Here is a 24,912-nt window from a genome sequence, read left to right on the forward strand (position 1 = left end):
CTTGATCTTCCCCGCCCCTTTGTAGGAATAATTGAGAGACAATGGCCACTGCACTTAAGACCGACCCATTCTCCGCCCGCGACACGTTTGAAACTGGCCATGGCCCCGCTGGCATTTACCGCCTCTCAAAGCTCGAAAGCTTAGGGCTCACCAAAGTCGCCGCCCTCCCCTACTCGATCCGTGTGCTGTTGGAATCCTGCCTACGGAATTGCGACGGGTATGTCGTCACCGAAAAAGACGTCGAAGAGCTTTGCAAGTGGACCGACACGTGCGGTGTGTTGGCTCCCGGCGACAGCGGCGTGGAAGTCCCTTTCAAACCAGCTCGCGTCGTGCTCCAAGACTTCACAGGCGTGCCTTGCGTGGTCGATCTCGCGGCGATGCGTGCGGCCATGCAACGGTTGGGGGGCGATCCAAAGAAGATCAATCCGCTTGTCCCCGTCGATCTGGTGATCGATCACTCGGTGCAAGTCGATTACTTTGCTTCAGGACAGGCCTTGGATCTGAACATCGAATTGGAATTTTCGCGCAATCGCGAACGCTATGAATTTCTGCGTTGGGGCCAAGACGCCTTTAACAATTTCCGCGTCGTGCCACCGGGCACCGGTATCGTTCACCAAGTGAATTTGGAATATCTGGCCAAGTGTGTGTTCTTGCTCGACGATCACGCCGGCAAGGTAGCGATTCCCGATTCGCTCGTTGGCACTGACAGTCACACCACCATGATCGACGGCCTCGGCGTCGTGGGTTGGGGCGTCGGTGGTATCGAAGCCGAAGGGGTGATGCTCGGCCAACCCATTTATATGTTGATGCCGGAAGTCGTCGGCATGAAGTTGACGGGTAAACTTCCCGCGGGCGCGACGGCCACTGACTTGGTGCTCACGGTCACCGAAGTTTTACGCAAGGAAAAGGTTGTCGGTAAGTTCGTTGAATTCTTCGGCGATGGCGTGTCGACGATGTCGCTCGCCGACCGGGCCACGATTGCCAACATGGCGCCTGAGTACGGTGCCACAATGGGCTTCTTCCCGGTCGATGCCGAAACGCTCCGCTATCTCGAACGCACTGGCCGCACGAAGGCGGAAGTCGAACTCGTTGAACGCTACACCAAGGAACAGGGTTTGTTCCGCACGGATAAGGCACCGATTCCCACTTTCACTAAGACTTTGGAACTCGACCTTTCCTCGGTCGAGCCCTGCCTCGCTGGCCCCAAGCGTCCGCAAGATCGCGTGGCGTTGAGCGCCATGAAAACGAGCTGGCAGCGTGATTTGGACGAGGTTTACGGCAAGCGGCCTGCAACTAGCGCTTCGCAAGGACGCTGGGAAGGTGAAGGTGGCCAGCCGATTGAAGAAACGGCGACCGCCGCGGTTGAAGAAGCGATTGCTGTGGCTGATCCGGGCTTTGATGGTGTGGAAGTGACATTGAATCACAAAACTTTCCCCATCGAACACGGTAGCGTCGTGATTTCCGCCATCACGAGTTGCACGAACACCTCGAACCCCTCTGTGATGATCGCCGCGGGGTTGTTGGCTAAGAAAGCCGTCGAGAAAGGCCTGACCGTCCCGCCGCATGTGAAGACCAGCTTGGCTCCCGGCTCGCGAGTCGTGACCGATTACTTTGAAAAGGCGGGGCTCGATAAATATCTCGATCAGATCGGCTTCAACACCGTTGGCTACGGCTGCACAACTTGCATCGGCAATAGCGGGCCGCTCCCCGATCCGATTGCTGCCGCGGTGAGCGACAATGATTTGGTGGTCGCTGGCGTGCTGTCGGGCAATCGCAATTTCGAAGGCCGCATCAATCCTCACGTGAAGGCGAACTATTTGGCCAGCCCGCCGCTAGTCGTGGCCTACGCACTGGCCGGCACGGTGGATATCGATTTTGAAACCGAATCGCTCGGCATGGGAAGCGACGGCAAGCTCGTGATGCTTGCGGACATTTGGCCGTCGCAGGCGGAAGTGCATAGCGTTGTCGAAAGCAGCGTCTTGCCCGAGATGTTCCAGGCTCAGTACGACAATGTCTGGCAGAAGAATCCCAAGTGGAATGCCATCGAAGTCACCGGCGGTGAGCTTTACGCATGGAACGAAGACAGCACTTACATCCAAGAACCGCCGTTTCTGGTTGATCTCAAGCCCGAAGTCGAACCGATCAAGCCGATCATGGGAGCCCGCTGCCTAGCGACGTTGGGGGATTCGGTGACCACCGACCATATTTCTCCCGCGGGGTCGATTGCCACGAGCAGCCCAGCAGGGAAATTCCTGCAAGCCTCTGGCGTCGAGCCGCATGATTTCAACAGCTACGGCGCGCGGCGTGGTAACGACCGCGTGATGACCCGCGGCACATTCGCCAATATCCGCATTCGCAACCAAATGGCACCCGGCACCGAAGGGGGCGTGACGCGGCATTTGCCTGATGGCGAAGTCATGAGCATCTACGACGCGGCCATGAAGTATCGCGACGATAAGATTCCTCTGGTGGTGCTCGCTGGGAGTGAATACGGCACGGGAAGCAGCCGCGACTGGGCCGCTAAGGGGGCATTCCTGTTAGGGATTCGCGCGGTGTTGGCCGTGAGCTTCGAGCGGATCCACCGCAGCAACCTGGTGATGATGGGCGTACTGCCTTTGGAAATGCCGCCGGGACAAACGTGGCAAACTCTTGGTCTAACGGGCGAGGAGATTTTTGATTTCCCTGAACTCAAAGACGATTTACGACCACGGCAGGCGTTGATGGTGAAGGCGACTTCCCCCGACGGCAAGATCAAGGAGTTTCCCGCGACGGTCCGCATCGATACACCGGTGGAACTCGACTACTATCGCAACGGCGGCATCTTGCACACGGTGTTGCGAAAGTTGATGAAGGATTCAGAGCCGACGAAATAACTAGCTTCTTGAATCCCGATCCAATCGCTTCGTGTTCAATCGCGCCCTAAACAAACGAGACACATGTCATCGCTTTGGGGAAAGTCACCGGCGAATTCGCGGACGTCGGTCAGTAGGTGATTGCCGATCTCCATCGTTTTGACATCTTTAACGCTGATGATCTTGGTCATCCGCTCGATGCCATAAAGTTCGCGCTGCGAGTTCATCGCTTCGCTGAAGCCGTCGGTGAACAAGGTGACCAAATCGCCCGGCGCAAGATCGTGCTGATACGAATCGAACTCGAAATCGTCGACCACACCTACGGGCAGGCCCGCTTGTTCGCCGCCGATTTCGGTGACTTCGCCCGCCGCGTTTCGCAGCATCGGCGGCATGTGCCCCGCATTCACCAGCGTCAATTGATTCTTATTGCCGTCGATCACGGCGATGACCATCGTGACAAAGCGGTCATCCCAACCATAGCCCGAGAAGATTTGGTTGATCTTGCCGAGAGCTTTGGCCGGATTTGGTTCGATGGTCAACCATTGCCGTACGTCGCTCGAAAGCTTGGCCATCAACAACGCGGCGGGAACGCCCTTGCCGGCCACGTCTCCGATGACCACGGCCACGCGGTTGTCTGGCAGGGTGACGTAATCGTAGTAGTCGCCGCCCACTTGGTAGGCCGATTCGTAAAAGGCAAAGAAATGATAACCGGCGATCTCCGGCGGACGATTGGGCAGCAACGTCCGTTGCATTTGCTTGGCCACTTCCATGTCGCGTTGCAGGGCAACTTGAGAAAGGGCTTCTTGATGCAACCGGGCGTTATCGAGCGCTATGGCCGCTTGATTGGCGATCCCCGCGAGCACTTGCAGGTCGAGATCGGTGAAACGACTCATCTGGTTGTTCGTGTCGATTTGAATCACGCCGAGCGACTCGCCGTTGCTAGCGATCATCGGCGCGCAAATCAGCGAGCGAATCTGAAAATCGGCGATGCTCTGCGCCATCCCGAAGCGTTCGTCAGTCGAGGCATCGGCCGAAAGAATCGCCCGCTTGTCTTGCATCGCTTTGTTAACGATCGTGCGGCTCACTCGCATTTTTTCTTCGTCGCTGCTCTTGCGGGCCTTCGTGGCGACAGGCACGAGCGGTGCATCGGGTCGGGGACGCATCACGACAAACCCGCGATCCGCTTGTACGAAAATCTTGAACAAACTGTCGAGGATCTTCGGCAGGATTTCCTTGACCGACAACGTGTTCCCCAGGTTGTTGGAAATCTCCACGAGCGCTTGCAATTGCACTTCAGGCTTGGCCGACATCTGCCAGATCGATCCCGCACCGCGGCTCACGTCGAACGTGGCCATGATCTGGCTCGTGGCGTCCATGTCTTCTTCGGCATCGGTGAGCAGTGGGGCCAACAACGAGGCATGTTCGGGTTCTTCACCAGCCAGTTTCGGCGGCGCGGTTTCGTCGTAAAACTCAAACAGGATGTCGCAGATCAGCATCCGGTCGCCGTTACGCAACGGCCCGCGATCCTCGACCCGATGAGCGTTGATGTAGGTGCCATTGCGGCTGCCCAGATCCTGAACAAAGTAGAGACCCTCTTCCTTGGTGAGGATCACATGCCGACGGCTAACCGCGGCGGCGTCGAGCACAAGGTCGCACTCGGGGCTGCGGCCCATGACCCAGCGTTCTCCATCGAGCGGATAGACCTTGCCGATCTCCCCCCCTTGAACAATTGTGAGATGAGCCATCGATCACGAGCGGCCAACCGGCCTGCACCCTTATAAATTCTGGCGACGAATTTTCAACACAAAGCGTCAAAACGAACGATTTTACGGCTTACCGCGCGGCAGCGTCAACCAACGGCTAGCAGCCATCGATTCAAGGCGTCCAACTTGTCCAACTCTTCCAACTTGTCGGGGTTTATTTCAATAGTTGCGAGTCGTTAGGCGCTAGGCGTTAGTTTTTCGTAAGCATGGCAGGTACGAGGAAATCGTCATTCTGAGAGAGCCTAGGCGACCGAAGAATCTAGCTTCCACAATTTCACGGTTTGAAGCCACATTCTTTTCTCCGTGCCACTCCGCTCTGAATGGACATAATAAGTCTGTTTTCCACAACCCTGCCGTACACAGCAGTCCTTCAACTTTGTCATCTTTCTCAACTTCAGCAACTTAGTCACCGCTCGGAATTGACAAAGTTGCTGAAGAACAGGGAAAGCAGCATCCCTTCTGGCTCATAGCTAACAGCTAACGGTTAATAGCGCACTTCAGCTTTGCCAGGTTGGCGAGGATTGCTTGGTTTGCAGGCCTCCGGTTGTTGCAAAGCTGAATGGAAGCGACTGTAGACCATGGACTGTGGTGTTTCTTAAAGTCCACTGTCTACAGTCCACCGTCCATCTACGTCCGACACGGCTTTCACTGCTCCCCATTATCGCGATTTGTGAGAGCGTCGCCACAAGTATTTTTGGCCATCACTCAAGTCATTCCCGGGTAGCCGGGAATCCAGATTCTCACGCAGAGGCTTTGGTCGAACCGTAGGCCGGAACAAGCCGTGCGCAGTTCCGGCAAAGCGCCATTCTTCGCGTGGTAAGCGTTCAATGCTTCATTGCCGGAACTCACGTTGCTCGGTCCGGCCTACATGTTTTCGGGCCGTGTTTCGCTAATTAGAATACTTACATGTCCGACTACCGACGTTATTTCGTTCCCGGCGGAATGTATTTCTTTACGGTTGTAACTTACGGCCGGCGCGAGATATTAACGACCACGCAAGGACGCCTGTTTCTTCGCAAAGCAATTGCTGACATAGCACAAGATCGAAAGTTTCAAATTTTCGCCACAGTCTTGCTGCCGGATCATTGGCACTTGATCATGCAATTGCCTTCGGGTGACCTCGACTATTCAATTCGTCTCAAGCGAATCAAGGAGACATTTACTCGTCTATGGCTTGATGCTGGATTGGCTGAAGCTTCGATTACCGATGCACAGCATTCCAAGGGCGAGCGTGGAATTTGGCAGCCAAGGTTTTGGGAACATACAATCGAAGACGAAGCCGACTTGGAACAATGTGTTGATTATATTCATTGGAATCCACGTAAGCACAATCTCGTCGAACGTGTCCGAGATTATCGCTGGTCATCATTTCATCGTTTTGTTCGGCAAGGGCAATACGATCTTAATTGGGGAGGAAGTGAGCCAAAGACGATAAACGGTAATGAGAATTGGGGGGAGCCGTAGGCCGGAACAAGCCGTGCGCAGTTCCGGCAATGCGCTACGTGTTCCGTTTCATTGCCGGAACTCGCGTTGCTCGGTCCGGCCTACGGTTCGCACAATTCTTGCCGGGTTGCCGACGGCGACTACGTTGGCGGGCAAGTCACGAATCACCACCGTGCCTGCACCCACGACCGTGTTGTCGCCGATTGTGACTCCGGGGCAAACGATCATCCCGCCGCCGAGCCACACGTTGTTGCCGATAACGATTGGCTTGCCCCCTTCCCATTTCGCCCGGCGTGTTTCGGGATCGAGCGGATGAGTCGCAGTCAGGAGTTGCACGTTGGGTCCAATCAGCACGTCGTCGCCAATCGTGATCTTGCCCACGTCAAGCGCGACGAGTCCCCAGTTGGCGAACACGCGATCCCCCAGTGAAGTTTGGTAGCCATAGTCGCAGCGAAACGGTGGCCGAACCGTGCATTCAACGCCGACATGGCCGAGTAGCTCGCGCAAGATTTCGTCGCGCTCGGCATCCTGATCACCCAGAGTGACATTGAACTTGGCCGTCAGGATGGCCGCCCGGCGGCGCTCGCGATTCAGGTCGGGGTCGTCGGCAAGATAATCTTCGCCCGCGAGCATGCGATCACGATGCGAGCGGGCAGCGAGTGGAAGTGGATCATCCATGAAGTTTTCTGGTCGGGAGACTTTGTTGCGAATAACACGCCGTTGGACGTATTTTAGCGACGCGACCAAAGGACCAGCGACCAAAAAAAGTCCGAGGGGCCGGCCAGCTTGGCTACCATAACAGGCTGGAAGCCTGCTCCACGAGGTTTTTCTCGGGCTTTGGCTTCGGCGGGGAATTCGTTAGAATTGAGAGTCTGTGAACGGTAGGCCAGAGCAAGCCGCACGCTCACTGGGGAATAGTGTAACGGTAGCACTCCGGACTCTGACTCCGTCAGTCTAGGTTCAAATCCTAGTTCCCCAGCTTTTTGTTATAGGCGCTAGAAGTGAGTTGCTAGCCGCTGGCCAAGAAATTGTCATCTCGAGTGAGGCTTGCTCAACCGGAGACGGATGGGATCTGGATTCATGGCCAGTGCGTTCTCTTGTGCGTGTGACGATAGAGGCCAGATTCCTCAAGTCGTAGAACTCCTTTCGGAATGACAAAGCTGGCTAACCGACATACGCACTATTTTGTCACCGGTTCTTCTGGCGTGATCTCGTACTTCAACCGCGCATCGGCCACGGGGACTGGTGGCAACTCGACGTCGGGTGTGACTGACGCGCAAGGCGCGTTCGCTTCGCAATTCTCGCAGAGGTCTTCGACGACCCATTTGTAGGACGGCACTTTTTTCGACGTGATCTTTTTCATCAACTTTGTGCGGGTGTAGATCGTGGGACCCCGCTTGGGGATCCAGTCGAACCAGACGAATGGCTTGGGTTTGCTGTGGACGCCGTCGGCATTGGGGCTGCATTCTTCACAGACCATTTCGCAATGTTTGCAGCCGCGACAACTGGGGCCAGGAACACAGAAGTCTTCGCACTGATAACCCCAACAGATGACTTCCACTTTCTTGTCTTCACAAACCAGGCGGCAAATTTTCTCGCACGCACGATTGCAGCCACAATGAGAACAGAAACCTTCGCGTCCATAGACCAAGCTCGCCGCGCAGAAGAGCAGTGCCGTGGCTAGAACCAGATTGAGTCTGTTGTCGCGTCGCATGAAGTCACCTTTAGAAACTGAAGTCCAGTCGCATACCCAGAATGTCGGACTCGGTGGCGCCGTAGACTGTTTCCGGCGTCGTTACCGGACGAATCCAGTCGAACATCACGCGCATGCGGTCGCTCCAATACCAGTTGAAGCCGAGCGTCATATCGTTATAAGCACCCGCGTTGACTTCATTCAAATCTAGATACGACCAACGCCCTTTGAGTTCCCACGCACCGGGGCCACATCCGCCAGGAACCAGGAAGAAATTCGAGTACGGCATTGCCCGACCAAACTGGGCCCCGTGCTGGCCAAAGCGTTCGTAATTGCGATTCTCACCGGTGAGAAAATAGCTGGCGTAGACGTAGGCACCATAGAACGTGGCATCACCGGCTTCGAGCGCCGAGTGGTCGATGTACATTTCGCTCTGCACGGATAATGGACCCCAGACGGTTGCTAGCTCGACGTTGCCTGTGGTGAAATCGCTGCCAGGCATCTGGCCGGTATCGATGAGGAACGGTCCTTCATGAATTTGTGGCCGAGCACGGAAGCGAATCAAATCGTCTTGATCGTGCGTATAAAGCACGCCACAACCTGTGTGCAGCAAGTAACGGCCGTTGGAGGGTTCGTCGTAGTAAGGGAGCCAAGTGAATCGCGCACTGGTGCGCAGGCCTTGGTTGCTATCGATGCGTTCTTTGAGCGATTCGCTGATGCTGTCGAAGAACGCCCCGAATGTCCACGTGCGGTCGAGCGACTTACTCACGCCGTAGAATGCCGTGCCGACTTCACGATCGGCTGTGAAGATGCCTTGCGTGGGGATCGAGCGTTCGAGAAACACAGAAAACGTGTCGTTGGTGACTTGCTCCAAGCCAAACGGCACAAAAAAGTTGCCCCAACGAATGCGATTGAAAAACGGCACTTCGTTCATCGTGAGGTAGGCGTCTTTGATATCAACGACGGGTGTGGTGACGCCGTCACCATTTTCAGGCTCGAACTCCACTTGAATGCGGAAGTCGTAAACGCCGTAGCCCACGCCATCGGCCAAGAGCCGTAAACGGCGGAATTCAAAATAGTTTTTAGCGAGCGGGCTCGTGATTGCGGGATCTTTGTAGGGCCAAAGGATTTGATCCATCTGGCATTGCCCGCCGAGCTTGACGGTCCATTTCTCAGAGGAAATGTCCATCCACTCCGGTTCGATGATCGTGCCGTCGGGTCCTTCCTGTTCGGCCGTGATTTCCTCTAAAGACTGGACGCGTTGCCGTAGTTCCGCGAAGTCATCATCCTTATCGTTTTCGTCGAAGAGCGGATCAGGATTGTTCGGCGCAGGAAGTTCCCCCGACGAGCTGAAGACGCTCAATTCCTCGCGCAAGCGGGCGATCTCTTCGTCTTGTTGTTTGAGTCGTTCGTAGATATCCGCGATGTCGACGGGGGGCAACTGTTCTTGCGCACGCGCAGGCGAAACGAGGCACGCAGCAAGTGCGATTGCAAGCAATATGCGCGCACCAAGCACGGTGCCAGTTAACTGGCGATAAGTCCAAAGCCGGCGAATCACGCGTGAATTCCTTCGGATCGCGAGAGCCTGCGTGGGTACGGTTGGCGGCTCGCAAGCGCGGGTGGTGCCTCCCTCGGGCAGGGTCGGCTGAGGTGCTGGGTCTAAGCACCTATTAGCTAATGTCGGCAGAAGAGTTGCCGTAATCTGAATAACTCGTACAAATAGGCGCGCTTACAGCAGGCATTGCTAGCATGGCTGGATGTCAATCAGCGAAAAATTACATTTCGCTAGCAGGCGTGCGAATCACCAACAGCCGCTCTTCGGACATATCTTTCATCGCGTAGCGGATGCCTTCGCGTCCGAGGCCGCTGTCTTTCACGCCACCGTAAGGCATGTTGTCGACCCGCCAAGAAGGGACGTCGCCGATGATGACCCCGCCGACTTCCAAGCGATCCCACGCCTTTTGCATCTTGTAGATGTCGCGCGTGAAGATGCCGGTTTGCAAACCGAAGACGCTATCATTCACTTCCACAAGGGCTTTGTCGAAATCCTCGAACTTACTCAACACGGCGACCGGGCCAAAGGCTTCGTTGGTGCAGAGCGTTTGATCCTTCGGAACGTCTTCAAGTAGCGTGGCTTCGAGCATGGCCCCTTCGCGTTTGCCGCCACAGAGGAGCTTGCCCCCCGCCGCGACCGCGGAATCGATCCAATTTTTGAGCCGTTTGGCTTCCTTCTCGTCGATCATTGGACCGATGAAGGTGTCTTCATTCTTGGGATCGCCGCTGATGAGCTTCTTGGTCTTCTCGACGAGCCGCTGCTTCAATTCTTCGTAGACCGAAACGTGAGCCAAGATTCGTTGCACGCCGATGCAGCTTTGGCCCGATTGATAGAACGCTCCGATAATCAAGCGATCCACGGCATCGTTCAAATCGGCGTCGGCATCGATCACGCACGCCGCGTTGCCGCCGAGTTCGAGCACGACTTTTTTCTTGCCCGCGCGGGCCTTGAGATCCCAACCGACTTCGGGGGAGCCGGTGAAGCTCAAGAGTTTTAAGCGGTCGTCGGTCGTGAACAAATCTGCCCCATCGCGATGGCAGGGCAAAATCGAGAATGCCCCGGGCGGCAAATTGGTTTCAGCAAGTATTTCGCCAATGATGATCGCCCCCAAGGGCGTGCGACTGGCCGGTTTCAACACAAAAGGACAACCCACCGCGATGGCGGGGGCAATTTTGTGCGCCGCCAAGTTCAGCGGGAAGTTGAACGGCGAAATGAACGAGCAGGGTCCGATGGGAACATGCTGCACCATGCCCCGATAGCCGCGTGCGCGGGGCGAGATTTCCAGATTGAGAATCTCACCTGTGATCCGCACCGATTCTTCAGCCGCAACGCGAAACGTGTCGATCAGCCGGCCCACTTCGCCACGACTATCGCGAATCGGTTTGCCAGCTTCCAGGCACAACAGCTCGGCCATTTCGGCACTGCGTTCTTGGAAGCGTTTCACGCAATGATTCAAAATGTTTTGTCGTTCATACGCCGGCAAGCGGCGCATCGGTTCGGTCGCTTCAACAGCCGCTGCGATTCCGCGGTCGATGGCTTTGGCATCCGCGATTGCCACGCGCGTGACAACTTTGCCCGTGTATTTGTCGGTGACTTCGAGATCGGCGTTAGGCTGCTCGGCTTTGTTCGCCAGATAATACGGATATTGTTCGAGTGGCATGCGGGGCCTCACACAAGTTGGCTGCGTTCTTGGATTTCGCGATTCAAAATGCGGTCGTTGTCGGAGTAATCAACCGGCACGTCAATAAGATGAACGCCCGAGCGTTCGTGGCACTTGGCCATCAACGGGGCGAGCTGATCTACCGATTCCACACGATGCCCGACGGCACCGTAGCTCTCGGCATATTTCACAAAGTCGGGGTTGCCATAATCGAGCCCGTAATCGCCGAAGCCCATGTGGCTTTGTTTCCATTTGATCATGCCGTAGGCATTGTCGCGAAGGATCAAGATCACGAGTTGCATTTTCAAACGGATGGCGGTTTCGAGCTCTTGCGAATTCATCATAAACCCGCCGTCGCCGCAAATGGCCATGATTTTCTTGTCGGGATAAACCAGCCGCGCGGCCATCGCCGAGGGCAACCCGGCCCCCATCGAGGCCAGGGCGTTGTCCACCAAAACTGAGTTCGGGCAATGAGCCGGGTAGTTGCGGGCGAACCAGATTTTATAGATGCCGTTGTCGAGGGCGATGATGCTGTCGCTCGGCATGACTTTGCGAACGTCTTCGACCAAGCGTTGTGGGGTAATCGGAAAACGTGGATCGTTCGCCGATTCGTCTTGATACTTCTTCGCCGCGGCGCGGACTTTGTCGAAGTAAGAGAAATCCCAGTGGGAGTCTTGCTCAACTTCCGATTCCAACAGCTTTTGCCAAATCTGCCAGATGCTGTTGCCGATGTCGCCGACGACTTCCACTTGCGGGAAGTAGACCGCGTCGACTTTGGCGGAAAAGAAGTTGACGTGGATCACGCGCACCCCGCCCTGCTTCATAATAAAAGGTGGCTTTTCGATAACGTCGTGGCCCACGTTGATGATCAAGTCGGCGTGTTCGATCGCGCGGTGGACAAAGTCGCCCGACGAGATGGCCGCGTTGCCCAAGAAGCGTGGATCGCGTTCGTCGACCACGCCCTTACCCATTTGTGTGGTCACAAAGGGAATGTTCGTTGTTTGAATGAGTCGCCGGAGCATCTTGCTCGAGATGCGGCGGTTCGCGGCAGCGCCGATCACCAGCAGCGGATGCTTGGCTTCGCGGATCAGGCTTACGGCCGCGCGAATGGATTTTTCTTCCGCGACGGCCCGGCGGACACTGCTGGCTTGCACGGGTTCGCCGTCGACTTCCTCGCGCGCGATGTCTTCCGGCAATTCCAAATGACACGCGCCGGGGCGTTCTTCTTCGGCCAGACGAAACGCTTCGCGAACACGGAACGGAATGTTCGAGCCGCTGACGATTTGCAGCGTCTGTTTGGTGATGGGGTCCATCATGTCGACCACGTCGACGATTTGAAACTGCCCCTGCTTGCTGCTTCGCACAGGTTTTTGGCCGGTGATCATCAGCATCGGCATGCCGCCGAGCTGGGCGTATGCGGCGGATGTCACGAGATTCGTCGCGCCAGGACCGAGCGTCGCTAGGCACACGCCCGCCTTGCCGGTGAGCCGGCCATAAGTGGCAGCCATGAATCCCGCCGCTTGCTCGTGCCGGGTGAGAATCAGTTTGATTTTCGATCGCGAGAGCGAATCGAGCAGGTCGAGCGTTTCCTCGCCGGGAATGCCAAAGATGAATTCAACCTTTTCATTCTCCAAGGAGGCGACAAACAGATCAGAGGCTTTCATTACGAAACCTTCGGCACGGCCGGGAGGGTCCTATTCCGCAGGACATTGGTGGCTGCCGTTCATGGGTGGGGCTATGAATCACGTATTGTAGGAAACTCGTTGGTTCTCTGAAACCGCCTTACGACATATTGACGGGCTGGATGGGCAGGTCAGACTATATTTCAGGGCGGAACGGCCCTTTCACTTTTCTTTTTCGATGGAAAGACGATCTATGGCCTCGGTCACTCTCGATGGTGTGGCGAAAATCTACGCGGGCGACATCTATGGCGTCCGCGATCTCGATCTGAATATTGCCGACGGCGAATTCCTGGTCCTCGTGGGACCTTCGGGCTGTGGCAAGAGCACGACGCTGCGGATGATTGCTGGACTGGAAACGATCTCGCGCGGTACGCTGCGAATTGGCGATCGCGTGGTCAACGACGTGCATCCGCGCGACCGCGACATTGCCATGGTGTTTCAGAATTACGCCCTCTATCCCCATATGACGGTGCGCGAGAACATGGCGTTCGCGCTCAAGATGCGAAAGACCGCGCAACATGAAATTGACGAGCGCGTGCAGTGGGCCGCGGGGTTATTGGGTTTGGAGCCCTACTTGAATCGCAAACCCAAAGCGCTTTCTGGCGGCCAGCGGCAGCGGGTGGCCCTGGGGCGCGCTATTGTTCGTAAGCCGGCGGTGTTTTTGTTCGACGAACCGCTGTCGAATCTCGATGCCAAGTTGCGAGTGGAAACCCGCGCCGAAATTAAGCGGCTGCATCGCCAGCTGGGGACGACGACGATTTACGTCACGCACGATCAAGAAGAAGCGATGACGCTCGGGGATCGCGTCTGCGTGATGTGCGATGGCCTCAAGCGGCAATGTGCCCCGCCTTTGGAAATTTATCGCAACCCGGCGGATCGCTTCGTCGCGGGATTTTTGGGGATGCCGCCCATGAATTTTCTGGAAGGGGAACTTGAAACCAACGGCGGCCAGTTGTGGTTTGTGAGCCGCGAAGGGCAATTGCGGCTCGAGGGCACCGACGAAGCTTGGCTCGATGGTTCAAGTCGTCGGCCCATCGTCGCCGGGATTCGGCCCGAAAGTTTTCAAATCTTGGATGCCGCCGTCGAAGGGCAATCAATCCCCGCCACGGTGCAAGTCGTCGAGCCGCTGGGCAGCATGATGGATGTCTATCTTGTGCTCTCTTCAGGCAAGAGAGTGGTCGCTCGCATTCCCGCGGGCAAACTTTCCGAAGGAAAAGCGATTCACGCACGCGTAAATCCCGCGGAAGTTCATTTGTTTGAACCACCGAGTGCGGAGCATCGGTATGGGCGGAGCCTGCGGGCGGCGGGGATGCAGTTGGTGTAGTCCAGTGGAAGGCAGAGGGGTTAACCACGAATTGAACAAATAGCAGCAATGAATACTATTCGTATTATTCGTGTTTTCTCTTACGACTGGTGATTCAGCTGCCCCGCTTAAGCTTCCTTAGTGTGCATCCACTTCTGCAACAGCGGTGAGATTGCCAAGCAGATCACGCCGGAGGCAATGGCTGTAATAGCGATCTTTTGGAACACCCCGCCATAGATGTCCACCGTTTCGATGGGTGGCGGAATTATCTTCTCTGCCCCCTCGGCGTGCGAGACGCCAGTGAACTGGGAGATGATCGCAGCGAGGTATTGCGAGAATGCGGTGGCTAAAAACCAGCCGCCCATCACCGTGCTCACCAAAATTTTCGGCGAGAGTTTGGTAACCATCGACAGGCCCACGGGAGAAATACAAAGTTCGCCGGTGGTTTGGAACATAATGCCCAAGAGCAGCCAAAACAGTGGGACGATTCCCCGGGCATCGCCGTTCTCAGCACCCAACCAAAATGCCACGAACCCGAGACCGAGCTGAATTAGACCCAGCGCAAACTTGATGGGAGTGGTCGGTTCCAGTCCGCGTGCCCCTAAGTAAGACCAGAGGGCGGTGAACACCAAGCCGAACAGCAAAATATAAATCGCATTGACGGCTTGAAACGAACTTGTTGCGAGTTCGCTGTTTCTCGTGGCGATGCCCATCCCGATGTTGTCTTCGGCGACGAGCCAATCAATCGTGAAGTCGGGGTTACTTTCTTCACCCTCCTTGCTTTGATTCTGTTGCCGCAACTTGTCCAAGGACGACATCGTGAATAACTGGTTGCCGTTGGAGAATCCCAGTTGTTCTTGCGTCGGCTGTATTTGCATTGTTTTGCCCACGTCGTCGGAAGTGATCGTGCGGGATTCAGCAACACGGTCGACGTTGCGATCCGTAAAGTTATTGACGCTGCTACCCGCTTGCTCGAAGAAGGCCCAGAACAGCATCGAAAAGAATGTAAGAATCAAGACAACGAACATACGATGCCGCGCGATCGTGTCGAGGCGGAACGTCTCGATGATGAGATAGCCAAAGGCCAATAGACCGGTCACCGCCAAAAGAATTCCCGAGGGCTTGCTGATCTCGTTCAAAAAGATGCTTCCCACTTCTCCCACGACGCCGCCAGCCGAGGCAATTTTCTCCACGGCTTCTTCGGAAAGGATCCGCAACGGTTCGCCGTTGGCTCGCAAGATGGAAAAATCGGAGACAAACAGCGACAGCAAAGGGATACTGATTGCTACGCCTAACAAGATTGGCATGAGTTTCTTCGTTTTATCACCCGGCGGCCTGCCGACTTCATCGGGAATGCCTCCTAATCCCAAGGCGCGTACCGAAATGGTGCCGGCCGCCAGCATACAGATGGCAACAAAGATATTGACGAGTTTAGCCGTGAGGTTGTCAGGCACGAAATAGAGGAGCGTTGCCGCCGTGCCCAAGGCCCCTAGACCGATTAAGATTTGCGTGACCAAAGTTGGCATCACAAAAATCGCCAAGCCAATCATCATGCCAATCGTGGCCAGACCGAAACCATAGTGCCAACCATAGGTTTCGCCAATGTAACCGCAGATTAACGGGCTTAACGAGGCGCCCAAGTTGACGCCCATATAAAACAGTGTGAAGCCGCCGTCCCGTTTGCTGCTTACGGCTGGATAAAGCTGACCCACCATGGTGGAGATGTTCGGCTTAAAGAAACCATTGCCGGCAATCAACAACGCCAGGGCTAAATAAAACATCGTGGTGTTTTCTTGGGTCATCACCAAATGTCCGGCTGACATCAAGAGGCCACCCACGATGACGGCCACGCGTGGCCCCAGAAAGCGATCAGCGAGGAGGCCGCCAAAAAACGGGGTCATATAAACAAGTGAGGTGTACGCGCCGTAGACCGCGTAAGCCCGCTTATCATCGTATTGCAGGAAGCCTTTGAGCATGTACAAGAGCAGCAGCGCCCGCATGCCGTAGAAGGAAAACCGTTCCCACATCTCGGCGAAGAACAGTACGAACAATCCGGTGGGATGACCAAGAAATGTGCGTTCTTCGGTGGTGACCGTGCTCATGCCTGACTCCTGAGGTCAAATTTGCTGCTGAATCTGCTGCCCAAGCAAGTTTTAGAGTGTATCGCAATCGGCAGTATCTGACAGCAGCAATCTATCCCGCTGTGGCCGATGTCGTGCAATACGGACACCGCTCCGGCACCACGTAGTCCGGCGATTGCTGTTCCTCGGCGGTGAGCGGATGCTGACAGGCGAAACAGATCGTTGTTGGGGTTTCTTGCAAGTTGGCGTCGAGCGCCACACGCTTGTCGAACACGAAGCATTCCCCTTGATAGTGCTCTTGTCCGCAGACTTCAAAGTATTTGAGAATTCCGCCGTCGAGTTGATAGACCTCTTGAAAGCCGGCCTGCTGCATGAACGGACCGGCCTTTTCACAGCGAATTCCGCCCGTGCAAAACATGACAATCGGATCAGCTTTCATCTGTTCGGGAAGCTGTTCGACGGCACCCGGGAAATGACGAAAGTGATCGACGCCGATGGCCACGGCATTTTCAAATGTTCCGAGGCGAACTTCGTAGTCGTTACGCACGTCGAGCAATGTGCAGGGCTTGCCCGCATCGAGCCAGGACTTGAGCTCGTCAGGCGAAATCTTGGCTGCGGGGGCCGCAAGCGGATCGATGCCGTCCACTCCGAAGGCGATGATTTCCTTCTTAATTTTGACCAGCATTCGGCTAAAGGGCTGGTAATCGCTCCAGCTTTCCTTGACATCCAACCTGCCGATCTCGGCATCCGTCTGGAGTGCTTCAAGTAATCGTCTGACGGCTTGCGACTCTCCCGCGACGAAGAGGTTGATTCCTTCTTCGCTCAAGAGGATCGTCCCCCGCAGGTCAAGATTTATTGTGAGATCACGCAGGCCGTCGCGGCGCTGCACAAGGTTCGTGAGCCGTACGAATTTATAGGCCGCGATGTTGAGAATCTGTAATCCCGTCGCCGGGGGCAAGGAATCGGTGGTTTGGCTGTTCATCAGCATTCAATTTTTCGTAGTCAAATAGTAGAATCCTGCCTACCAAGATAAACCACGCGGCCCAAAATTTCACCTCCTGTTTGATCGAGACAATTATGAAGCGCATCCGCTGGGGAATCCTGAGCACGGCCAAGATTGGCAAACAAAAAGTTATCCCCGCGATGCAGCTTGGCGAACTTTGCGAAATCGTGGCCATCAGTTCGCGGAACCAAGGGGCCGCGGAGCGAGCAGCCCAAAAACTTGGCATTCCCAAAGCCTATGGCAGCTACGAAGCGTTGCTGGCCGATCCCGAGATTGATGCCGTTTACAATCCGCTGCCGAACAACCTGCATGTGCCGTGGTCGATTCGTGCGTTCGAAGCGGGGAAGCACGTGCTGTGCGAGAAACCGCTGGGCATGAACCTCGCCGAGTGCGAAGAACTTTTAGCGGCGGCGAATCGCCATCCGCAGCTCAAAGTGATGGAAGCTTTTATGTATCGCCATCATCCGCAGTGGCTCAAGGCGAAGGAACTTGTCGTGGCGGGGGAAATCGGCGAGTTGCGGAGCGTGCAGACCTCGTTTTCTTATTACAACGACGATGCCAAGAATATCCGCAACAATGTCGAAGCTGGCGGTGGCGGTCTGATGGATATCGGTTGCTATTGTATCTCGGCGGCGCGATTTATCTTTGATCGCGAGCCCCAGCGAGTTTGCGGTTGGTTGGAGAATGATCCCGAGTTTGGCGTAGATCGGCTGGCGTCGGGAGTGTTGGATTTTGGTGATGGCTCATCGACATTCACCTGTTCGACCCAGCTTGTGCCTTATCAGCGTGTCCACATTTTCGGCACGATGGGACGTGTGGAAATCGAAATTCCTTTTAATGCGCCTGTCGACAAGCCTTGCCGCATTTGGCATGAAAAACAGGGCGAGTTGCGCGAACTGTCGTTCCCGGTTTGCGATCAGTACACGTTGCAGGGTGATGTTTTTTCGCGGGCGATCTTGGAGGATACCCCTGTGCCAACGCCGCTGGCCGATGGGGTTGCCAATATGCGTGTCATCGAAGCGATCAAAACGAGTGCCGCCACAGGGGCTTGGGTATAGAATTCACTGTTCTATGCTTTTCTTGAAACTTCGTGATGGCTGTTCTTCAAACTTCGTGATGAAAGCGCCGCACATGGCGATCAGCGTTCTCGATCTGTTTACTATTGGAATTGGGCCTTCGAGTTCCCATTGCGTGGGACCGATGCGCGCGGCATGCTCGTTCGCAAAATCTTTGCAAGCGAACGAACTAATTGAGAAAACCGCGCGAATCCAGGTGCAGTTGTATGGTTCGCTGGCCCTGACCGGGGCGGGACACGGCACTGACAAAGCGATTCTGCTGGGCTTGGCGGGCGAGGCTCCCGAGACGGTCGATCCTGCGAATATCACCAGTTTTGTAACGGAAGTTGCCGAGACGCGCCACTTAGTTGTCGCCGGGAAGCAACTGTCATTTTCCTTAGTGGATAATTTGGAATTTTGCCGGTCGGAACTTCTGCCTCACCACAGCAATGGCATGCGATTTACGGCGTTCGATCAAAATGGGGCCGTGGTACATAGTGCGATTTATTACTCGGTTGGCGGAGGATTTGTCGTCGACGAAGATGGTAACCCCATGCAAGGGAATCAGCTTCATGCGCCCCTGCCCTACCCTTACCAGTCCGCGGCTGAATTGCTGGAACAGACTAAAAAGGAACGCTTGCCGATCAGCGCAATCGCCCTGCGCAATGAAGCGAGCTTTCGCGACGAACCAGAAACGTTTGCTCGACTCGACCGCATCTGGCAAGTGATGCAGGAGTGCGTACGTGCCGGGTGTGAACGATCCGTCGACAGCCAACTTCCCGGCAACTTACACGTCCGCCGCCGTGCTCCGCAGCTTTATCAAAAGCTCATCACGAACCAAACAGCACATAGCGATTCGCTTACGCCGCTGGATTGGGTCGACGTGTTCGCGTTGGCCGTCAGCGAAGAAAATGCCTCGGGCGGGCGAGTTGTGACTGCCCCCACCAACGGCGCGGCGGGGATCATCCCGGCCGTGCTCCATTATTATGATCGCTTCGTCGAGAACGCCGATCTGCAAGGCATTCGAAATTTCTTGCTCACCGCGGGAGCCATCGGAATTCTTTACAAACAGAATGCTTCGATCTCAGGTGCGGAAGTGGGTTGCCAAGGTGAAGTAGGAGCCGCCTGTTCGATGGCAGCCGCGGGATTAACTGAAGTGTGGGGTGGCACGCCGGCACAAGTCGAGCAAGCCGCCGAGATCGCCATGGAGCACCACCTTGGTTTGACGTGCGATCCGGTCGGCGGGCTGGTGCAGATTCCTTGTATCGAACGCAACGCCATGGCTGCTTCGCATGCCATTCATGCCGCGCGGCTGGCGCTCCGTGGCGACGGCAAACACTGCGTGTCGCTCGACCGCGTGATCGAAACAATGCGGCAAACGGGGGCCGACATGCACTCGAAATATAAGGAAACATCGCAAGGCGGTTTGGCCGTGAATGCCGTGGAATGCTGAGCCTTTTAGCGGTTGGCGTGTCTGAGTTTCTGGCCAGCAATCAGGCGTTGACGGTTACCGGTTTCAACGTAAACTGGTGGTTTGCCAACGATATGCCGGAGTGGCGGAATGGCAGACGCGCTGGATTCAAAATCCAGTGCCCGCAAGGGCGTGAGGGTTCGACCCCCTCCTCCGGTACTTCTTAATTCCCAACATGTTGCATCGATTGATCAGCTCTCCTGACTTCGATAAACCATCGACTAAAATCTCGTTTGGGAAGTTTCTGGGAATGTCGTGGCGATTGAGTGGTATTTGCGTCGCTTACTCTTGCCGTATGCAGCAGCAAGAGTATAGGTATGGCCACTCTCGAAAAGCGTACTGATACATATCGAGTCATTTTCTACTTTGACGGACAGCGATTTTCTCGTTCGCTCAAGACGAAGTCCGAGAAAGCGGCGCTTGCCTCGGTCGCTCGGCTGGAAGACAACTTGCGCCGCGTCGAGCTGGGGTTGCTCGGATTGCCCGAAGGCGCGGACCTCGCGACATTCCTGTTGTCCGATGGTCGGCTCGTAAAGAAATTTGAGTTGCCTGCTATTCGTACCATGCAGGCCCTCTTCAAGAACTACTTCGACAGCATTCCGCCCGGTGCTTTGGAGGACAGTTCAAAGAAAGGGATGCGGACGCACATTCAGCACTTGGAACGGATCCTTGGAAAACACCTGGACGTACATGCTCTCGAAGCGGTGCAGCTCCAGCACTACATTGTGGAGCGTGCTAAAGCCAAAGGGCTTCACGGACGAAAAGTCAGTGCCGCCACGATCAAAAAAGAATTGGTCACGCTCCGGACTGTATGGAACTGGTCTCTCAACATGGGACTTCTAAATAGGCCGTATCCTAATCGCGGCCTCCGTTATCCCAAATTGGAGGAGAAACCTCCATTTCAGACGATGGACGAAATTGACCGTCGGATTGCCCAGGGTGGTTTATCGAAAGCGCAAGAGGCGGACCTTTGGGACGCCGCTTTCCTAACACTGCCAGAAATTAACGAACTTCTGAACTATGTCAAAGTTACGGCCTTGCAACCCTTTATCTATCCGATGTTTGCCTTTGCCGCTCACACCGGTGCACGACGAAGTGAAATGATTCGATCTCAGCTGAGTGACATCGACTTGGAAGCGGGGACTGTTGTTCTTCACGAGATGAAACGCGTCCGAGGTAAACAGAGTACCCGCCGAGTCCCGCTGTCTCCGACGTTGTTGGCGATTCTTCGCCAATGGTTCGGTAACCATCCAGGGGGCGTTCAGACGTTCTGTAATACTCTCGATGTGCTACGGAGTCGCAAGAGACGACACACATTCTGTCCATTGACCGTTGACGAGTCGCACGATCATTTCAAACGTACATTGAAGAACTCGAAGTGGGGGAAGCTTCGTGGCTGGCATATCTTCCGGCATAGTTTCTGTTCAAACTGTGCCGCCCGAGGCGTCGATCAACGGATTATTAATGCCTGGACGGGCCACCAGACGGAGGAAATGGTGAAACGCTACCGCCACCTCATTCCCAATCAAGAGCAGGAAGCCATCCAGTCGGTATTTGGCTAGCACCAAAGCCTACAGGACGCTCGGCAGCGAGCGGCGGACGATACTTCGGCATCGCCGCCCACTCACTGGAGCATTTGCGTAAGCTGCCTTACTTCAGCCGCCGAGGTCGAGTCACTGCCGTATGTCTTTGCAGCGGTAACAAGCCCTCGTTCTGTATGCGCGTCAACTCTTCGTGACTAATCCGCCACTCTTCGTCGAGGCCGCGACCCGAATGACTCTTCTCGCCTTGCACCCGACCTAATCGACACCATTCACGAACTGTGTAAGGACGTTTTTTAAGTAGCTGAGCGACTTCCTGAGTTGTGTAATACTCTTTGATGATTGCCCCGCGAACCGTGCGATCATGAACTTCGTAGAGCAACCGCTGGAGATCGTTCACACGAGCTTCGATACGCATTAATTGCTCGCGAAGCTGCTCGCCCTGAAGTGCGTTCGTCGCTTGTTGCGACGAACGCCCACGTCGGGGTTTGATAGGGGAGTTCTCCGGCGGCGAGTCGGCGTTTGGATCACCGAGGTCGAGAAGTGACATCTGACGCGAATGCGCCCCATTATGTTGGCGGTCCGTTACCGCGCGCCGGAACATCAATCAATCCTCCACATGCACAGGAAAAAAGGCCTACGGTGTTACTCTAGACCAGATTCCCACAAAGTCATCAGCTACTTTCCAATAAATTTTTCTTTGTGGGATTTTCTGAGTTCATGCTAAGAACTCGCGCATTGGGGGAGTGCTCTGTAAGTTTAGGGCGTCGTTCTGAGAACTCAGCAATTTAGACACTCTGGAGAGTCCGGTGTTTGCTTAGGGAATCGTGTTGCGCTACACTCGGCCATTACTCCTTTTGGTGACTGCGGGTTTGGCAAACGGGCTGTTGACGCTTGCCAAACCTTGAGCGGTGCATCCCCGTGGGTTTTCGAATTGGTTTTGGATGCGTTTTTTCTAAGGAGTTTTTCATGGCGACTGCAACAAAGTCAGCGAACAATGGTCAGCACAAAAAGCGGCCTATATTCGCCAAAACGTTCTTTCCTGTTCAGGTAGCGGTGTTCGAGCATACGAACGACCAACGGCGAAATTACAGCGTGAGACTCATGCGAACTTTTCGCCGCGACAATCAGAGTGATTGGGAAACGACCGAGTATCTTGGTCCCCAGGATCTTCTGTCAGCCGCACGCTTGCTAGGCGAGGCTTACGACGCCATCCAGGCGAGACAAGCGGAAGTTTATCAAGGACGGGAGGATCATTTCTCTGAGGATGGTCAAAGAGGAAAAGACTTTTAAGGTCTTCCGCGACATCTCCTTTGGGCCCAGGTTAGCGATTGCACCGCTCCTGGGTTTTTTGTCTGAAAGGAATTCTACCAGAGGGGCAGTTTTCATTTACGACGGCGACACGGGGGAGTCAGCCCATCGACCTGGATTGCGGCCTATTTTGGTGATGCTTATTATTCCATTACTTTATTCGGTATCGTGAGTGGGAGGTTCTCCGAGCCCCGTGTTTATCAAGAGCGAGTCAAGCGTTGTCTCCGGCAGCAACAAGGATCGCGCTGAAGCCGAACAATCGCTAAGCCATTGAGATAAAGTGTCCATGTAAGGGTAAAAAATTCTTGGAGTTTAACAGGGATCTTAGTACGGAATTGGAGGCTGCACACCTTATTCACCACGGTGTTTTTCAGATTTGTAGACAGACCACCGCATTAATTTTCAAACTCGTTAGCATGGCATAGTTTGGATTGTAGACGTTAGTGTTTTCTACGAGAGCGGAACTCAGTCACTGCGGTGTCTGGTCGGCGGATAGCTTCTCATCGCCCCACCACTATTCTTCTCCCTCCTGAACCCTTCTGAAAAAAGATCACGCATTCAACTTCCCTAGTCATCGCTTCCCGTGTTCTCCCAGAGCCGACTGACAGCTCGCTCTTCCATAGTAGACACAGTCTGCGGATGTCGACTCCATAGTCTACAGAGTAAGCGTGATGGCTCTTAACTCCTATGTTTTTGGCTGGAAAACAGTTGCTTTATTGTTTACAAATTTGTCTACGCAGGTCGCCATGTGGTATTTCATATGGACACATGGTAGACGCTGGTTTTGCCTTACGGCCTTACAGGAAATCTATCATGTCCAAGCGACGAACGAAGCGTAACGACCCCGCCCATATCTCATTTCGCATCACGAATCCCGCCGTGGTGGAAGAACTGGCAGCCAAGTCGGCAGCCTCGGGCAGCTCTCCCAGCTTGCTGGCCCGCGAATTGGTGACGGAGGGACTGACTCGCCCCGATGAAGTGCTGGCCGCACTTGACCAAATCCATGCAAAACTCAATTCGCTTACGACTCGGCTCGACCAGCTCAATATAATCCAACAGAAATTGGATCGAGGCATCTACTTGCTGCTCCGCTATGGGGGCACGCTTGACGCCGGGCAGGCCAGGAGGGCCATGGAACGATATTTCACTAGTGGCCCCGGGTTGTCTGAGCTTGACCATGCTGTCGATCAAGAAAATGGGCCGAGGAAGTGAAAACTATTATCTCGATCTCACGGGATATTATCTGGCGGGCCGAAGAAAACGGGCCCAAGCCCTCGGTTCCGTCTTCGCCGATCCCGGTGACCCCGCTGTCCTCACACCCAGCATCTATCTCACACAGGATGATCTTCCCGGTGAACCCGCCGGTCAATGGCTGGGGCGCGGCAGTGCTCGATTAGGTCTCTGCGGGGAAGTTTATCCCAATGAACTAAAGCCGCTCATGCTGGGTTTTCATCCGGTAACCGGCCAACCTTTGGTGCAGAATGCGGGAGCAACCAACCGTGTTCCTGGCTGGGATCTGACTTTTTCTGCTCCCAAGAGTGTTTCCGTGGCGTGGAGTCAGGCCGACGAAGAGCTACGTCGGGCACTGCAATTGGCCCATGCCCAATCTGTCGCCGCCACCCTGGACTTGGCCGAGAATTATCTGGCATACACGCGAACCGGGAAGCGGGGAGTCAACTATCTTCGTGCTGAAGTGGTCGTAGCTGCATTTGAACATGGCACTTCTCGCAACGAAGATGCTCAGCTCCACACACACTGCCTTGTCCTAAACTTGACTATCGATCCGCTAGGACTCACACGCACGCTCTACAGTCGACCGCTGTTTGTGAATCGAAATCTATTAGGAGCCTACTATCGCGGCCAGCTTGCGGATCGTCTCCGGACCATGGGGTTTCGGTTGCGAAAACATGGCACAAGTTTTGAGATTGTCGGTGTTCCCGAAAAACTCATTTGGGCGAGCTCGACTCGACGCCGTGAGATTCTTGCGTATCTTAAAACTCAGGGTCGATCGGGTGCAGTTGCGTCCGCCGTGGCAACCCTAGAGACGCGCGCCGCCAAAGGCGAGCTTCCTCCACGAGCGGAATTGTTTGAACGTTGGCAGGAACATAATCGACACTTCGGTTTTGGAGATGTGAGAGACATCATGGATCCGGACAAGCCTCAGCGACAGGGGACGTTTCAACAAGCGATAGATGCAGCGATAGCGCGGCTCAATGACCAAACCTCCCACTTTACCAAGACTGATTTTTTGGAAGCGGCTCTGCAAGAAGCACCCGCCTTAGGCTTGGGGAGTGATGCGGTGCTTCGCGAGGCCCAAAGCTTTTTGGAACACGTGACACTGGTTCGATCAGTCACCAGCGCGTCAGTGCTACAAAAAGAGCCTCCCCAATCACACGATGTGTTTGATTTGGGTTCTCATCAAGGGCATCAGCGTTTCACAACTCGGGAAGTGCTCGAAGAAGAACAGGAGTTGCTTCAATCGGTAGAGGCACTCAAACA

Annotated in this window: 18 protein-coding genes and 2 tRNA genes; 11 read left to right on the forward strand and 9 right to left on the reverse strand. The window is 55.1% G+C overall.

Going from position 1 to position 24,912, the window contains the following annotated elements; genetic code table 11:
* The first annotated feature begins 41 nt into the window (after positions 1-41).
* A complete protein-coding gene (gene acnA, locus AC6T8Q_RS01130) occupies positions 42-2,873 on the forward strand; it encodes an aconitate hydratase AcnA (protein WP_500677339.1) in 2,832 nt (943 codons plus the stop codon).
* 35 nt (positions 2,874-2,908) lie between these two features.
* On the opposite strand, the gene AC6T8Q_RS01135 is transcribed toward acnA, so the two are convergent.
* Positions 2,909-4,597, reverse strand: coding sequence for a SpoIIE family protein phosphatase (locus AC6T8Q_RS01135; RefSeq protein WP_500677340.1), 1,689 nt, complete (start codon positions 4,595-4,597; stop codon positions 2,909-2,911).
* 924 nt (positions 4,598-5,521) lie between these two features.
* Between AC6T8Q_RS01135 and AC6T8Q_RS01140 the strand changes: the two genes are divergently transcribed.
* Positions 5,522-6,079 carry an REP-associated tyrosine transposase gene (locus AC6T8Q_RS01140; RefSeq protein WP_496922056.1) on the forward strand — a complete coding sequence of 186 codons (558 nt, stop codon included), beginning with the start codon at positions 5,522-5,524 and terminating at the stop codon, positions 6,077-6,079.
* Positions 6,080-6,127: 48 nt separating this feature from the next.
* Here the strand turns inward: AC6T8Q_RS01140 and AC6T8Q_RS01145 are convergent, their stop codons facing one another.
* Entirely contained in the window at positions 6,128-6,736 is a 609-nt protein-coding gene (locus AC6T8Q_RS01145; protein WP_500677341.1) for a sugar O-acetyltransferase, read from the reverse strand.
* 230 nt (positions 6,737-6,966) lie between these two features.
* Here AC6T8Q_RS01145 and AC6T8Q_RS01150 point away from each other — a divergent pair.
* Positions 6,967-7,037, forward strand: a tRNA-Gln gene (locus tag AC6T8Q_RS01150).
* 201 nt (positions 7,038-7,238) lie between these two features.
* On the opposite strand, the gene AC6T8Q_RS01155 is transcribed toward AC6T8Q_RS01150, so the two are convergent.
* The 4 genes from AC6T8Q_RS01155 to AC6T8Q_RS01170 form a co-directional block, all read right to left on the reverse strand.
* Complete coding sequence (locus AC6T8Q_RS01155; protein WP_500677342.1) at positions 7,239-7,772, reverse strand: hypothetical protein; 534 nt, start codon at positions 7,770-7,772, stop codon at positions 7,239-7,241.
* Positions 7,773-7,782: 10 nt separating this feature from the next.
* Positions 7,783-9,309, reverse strand: coding sequence for an OprO/OprP family phosphate-selective porin (locus tag AC6T8Q_RS01160; RefSeq protein WP_500677343.1), 1,527 nt, complete (start codon positions 9,307-9,309; stop codon positions 7,783-7,785).
* 217 nt (positions 9,310-9,526) lie between these two features.
* The gene (locus AC6T8Q_RS01165; RefSeq protein WP_500677344.1) at positions 9,527-10,966 is read right to left on the reverse strand and encodes an aldehyde dehydrogenase family protein; all 1,440 of its coding nucleotides are present in this window, start codon (positions 10,964-10,966) and stop codon (positions 9,527-9,529) included.
* A gap of 8 nt (positions 10,967-10,974) precedes the next feature.
* Positions 10,975-12,630, reverse strand: a complete 1,656-nt coding sequence (locus tag AC6T8Q_RS01170; protein WP_500677345.1) for an acetolactate synthase large subunit — start codon at positions 12,628-12,630, stop codon at positions 10,975-10,977.
* 211 nt (positions 12,631-12,841) lie between these two features.
* Here AC6T8Q_RS01170 and AC6T8Q_RS01175 point away from each other — a divergent pair, with 211 nt between their 5' ends.
* Positions 12,842-13,972, forward strand: a complete 1,131-nt coding sequence (locus AC6T8Q_RS01175) for an ABC transporter ATP-binding protein (protein WP_500677346.1) — start codon at positions 12,842-12,844, stop codon at positions 13,970-13,972.
* 107 nt (positions 13,973-14,079) lie between these two features.
* Here AC6T8Q_RS01175 and AC6T8Q_RS01180 read toward each other — a convergent pair whose 3' ends face one another.
* Both AC6T8Q_RS01180 and AC6T8Q_RS01185 read right to left on the reverse strand, forming a co-directional pair.
* Positions 14,080-16,053, reverse strand: coding sequence for a peptide MFS transporter (locus AC6T8Q_RS01180; protein WP_500677347.1), 1,974 nt, complete (start codon positions 16,051-16,053; stop codon positions 14,080-14,082).
* Positions 16,054-16,144: 91 nt separating this feature from the next.
* A complete protein-coding gene (locus AC6T8Q_RS01185) occupies positions 16,145-17,020 on the reverse strand; it encodes a sulfurtransferase (protein WP_500677348.1) in 876 nt (291 codons plus the stop codon).
* Positions 17,021-17,109: 89 nt separating this feature from the next.
* On the opposite strand from AC6T8Q_RS01185, the gene AC6T8Q_RS01190 reads away from it, so the two are divergent.
* The 4 genes from AC6T8Q_RS01190 to AC6T8Q_RS01205 all read left to right on the forward strand — a co-directional run bounded on the left by AC6T8Q_RS01190 (position 17,110) and on the right by AC6T8Q_RS01205 (position 21,123).
* Positions 17,110-18,093, forward strand: coding sequence for a Gfo/Idh/MocA family protein (locus tag AC6T8Q_RS01190; protein WP_500677349.1), 984 nt, complete (start codon positions 17,110-17,112; stop codon positions 18,091-18,093).
* Positions 18,094-18,166: 73 nt separating this feature from the next.
* Positions 18,167-19,543, forward strand: coding sequence for an L-serine ammonia-lyase (locus AC6T8Q_RS01195; protein ID WP_500677350.1), 1,377 nt, complete (start codon positions 18,167-18,169; stop codon positions 19,541-19,543).
* 94 nt (positions 19,544-19,637) lie between these two features.
* Positions 19,638-19,720: transfer RNA gene (locus AC6T8Q_RS01200), tRNA-Leu, on the forward strand.
* Between the two features lie 290 nt (positions 19,721-20,010).
* Positions 20,011-21,123: a tyrosine-type recombinase/integrase gene (locus AC6T8Q_RS01205; RefSeq protein ID WP_500677351.1), complete on the forward strand. Its 1,113-nt coding sequence runs from the start codon at positions 20,011-20,013 to the stop codon at positions 21,121-21,123.
* 88 nt (positions 21,124-21,211) lie between these two features.
* Here AC6T8Q_RS01205 and AC6T8Q_RS01210 read toward each other — a convergent pair whose 3' ends face one another.
* The gene (locus AC6T8Q_RS01210; protein ID WP_500677352.1) at positions 21,212-21,652 is read right to left on the reverse strand and encodes a helix-turn-helix domain-containing protein; all 441 of its coding nucleotides are present in this window, start codon (positions 21,650-21,652) and stop codon (positions 21,212-21,214) included.
* A gap of 419 nt (positions 21,653-22,071) precedes the next feature.
* On the opposite strand from AC6T8Q_RS01210, the gene AC6T8Q_RS01215 reads away from it, so the two are divergent.
* The 3 genes from AC6T8Q_RS01215 to mobF all read left to right on the forward strand — a co-directional run.
* On the forward strand, positions 22,072-22,395 hold the full coding sequence (locus AC6T8Q_RS01215) for a hypothetical protein (RefSeq protein ID WP_500677353.1): 324 nt from the start codon (positions 22,072-22,074) through the stop codon (positions 22,393-22,395).
* Between the two features lie 831 nt (positions 22,396-23,226).
* Positions 23,227-23,625 carry a hypothetical protein gene (locus AC6T8Q_RS01220; protein WP_500677354.1) on the forward strand — a complete coding sequence of 133 codons (399 nt, stop codon included), beginning with the start codon at positions 23,227-23,229 and terminating at the stop codon, positions 23,623-23,625.
* Positions 23,591-24,912: MobF family relaxase (mobF, locus tag AC6T8Q_RS01225; RefSeq protein ID WP_500677355.1), on the forward strand; the 1,322-nt coding region annotated here is incomplete at its 3' end. The genes AC6T8Q_RS01220 and mobF, both read left to right, overlap by 35 nt.

Source organism: Bythopirellula sp., assembly GCF_041737835.1.
In the GTDB taxonomy this organism is placed as follows: domain Bacteria; phylum Planctomycetota; class Planctomycetia; order Pirellulales; family Lacipirellulaceae; genus Bythopirellula.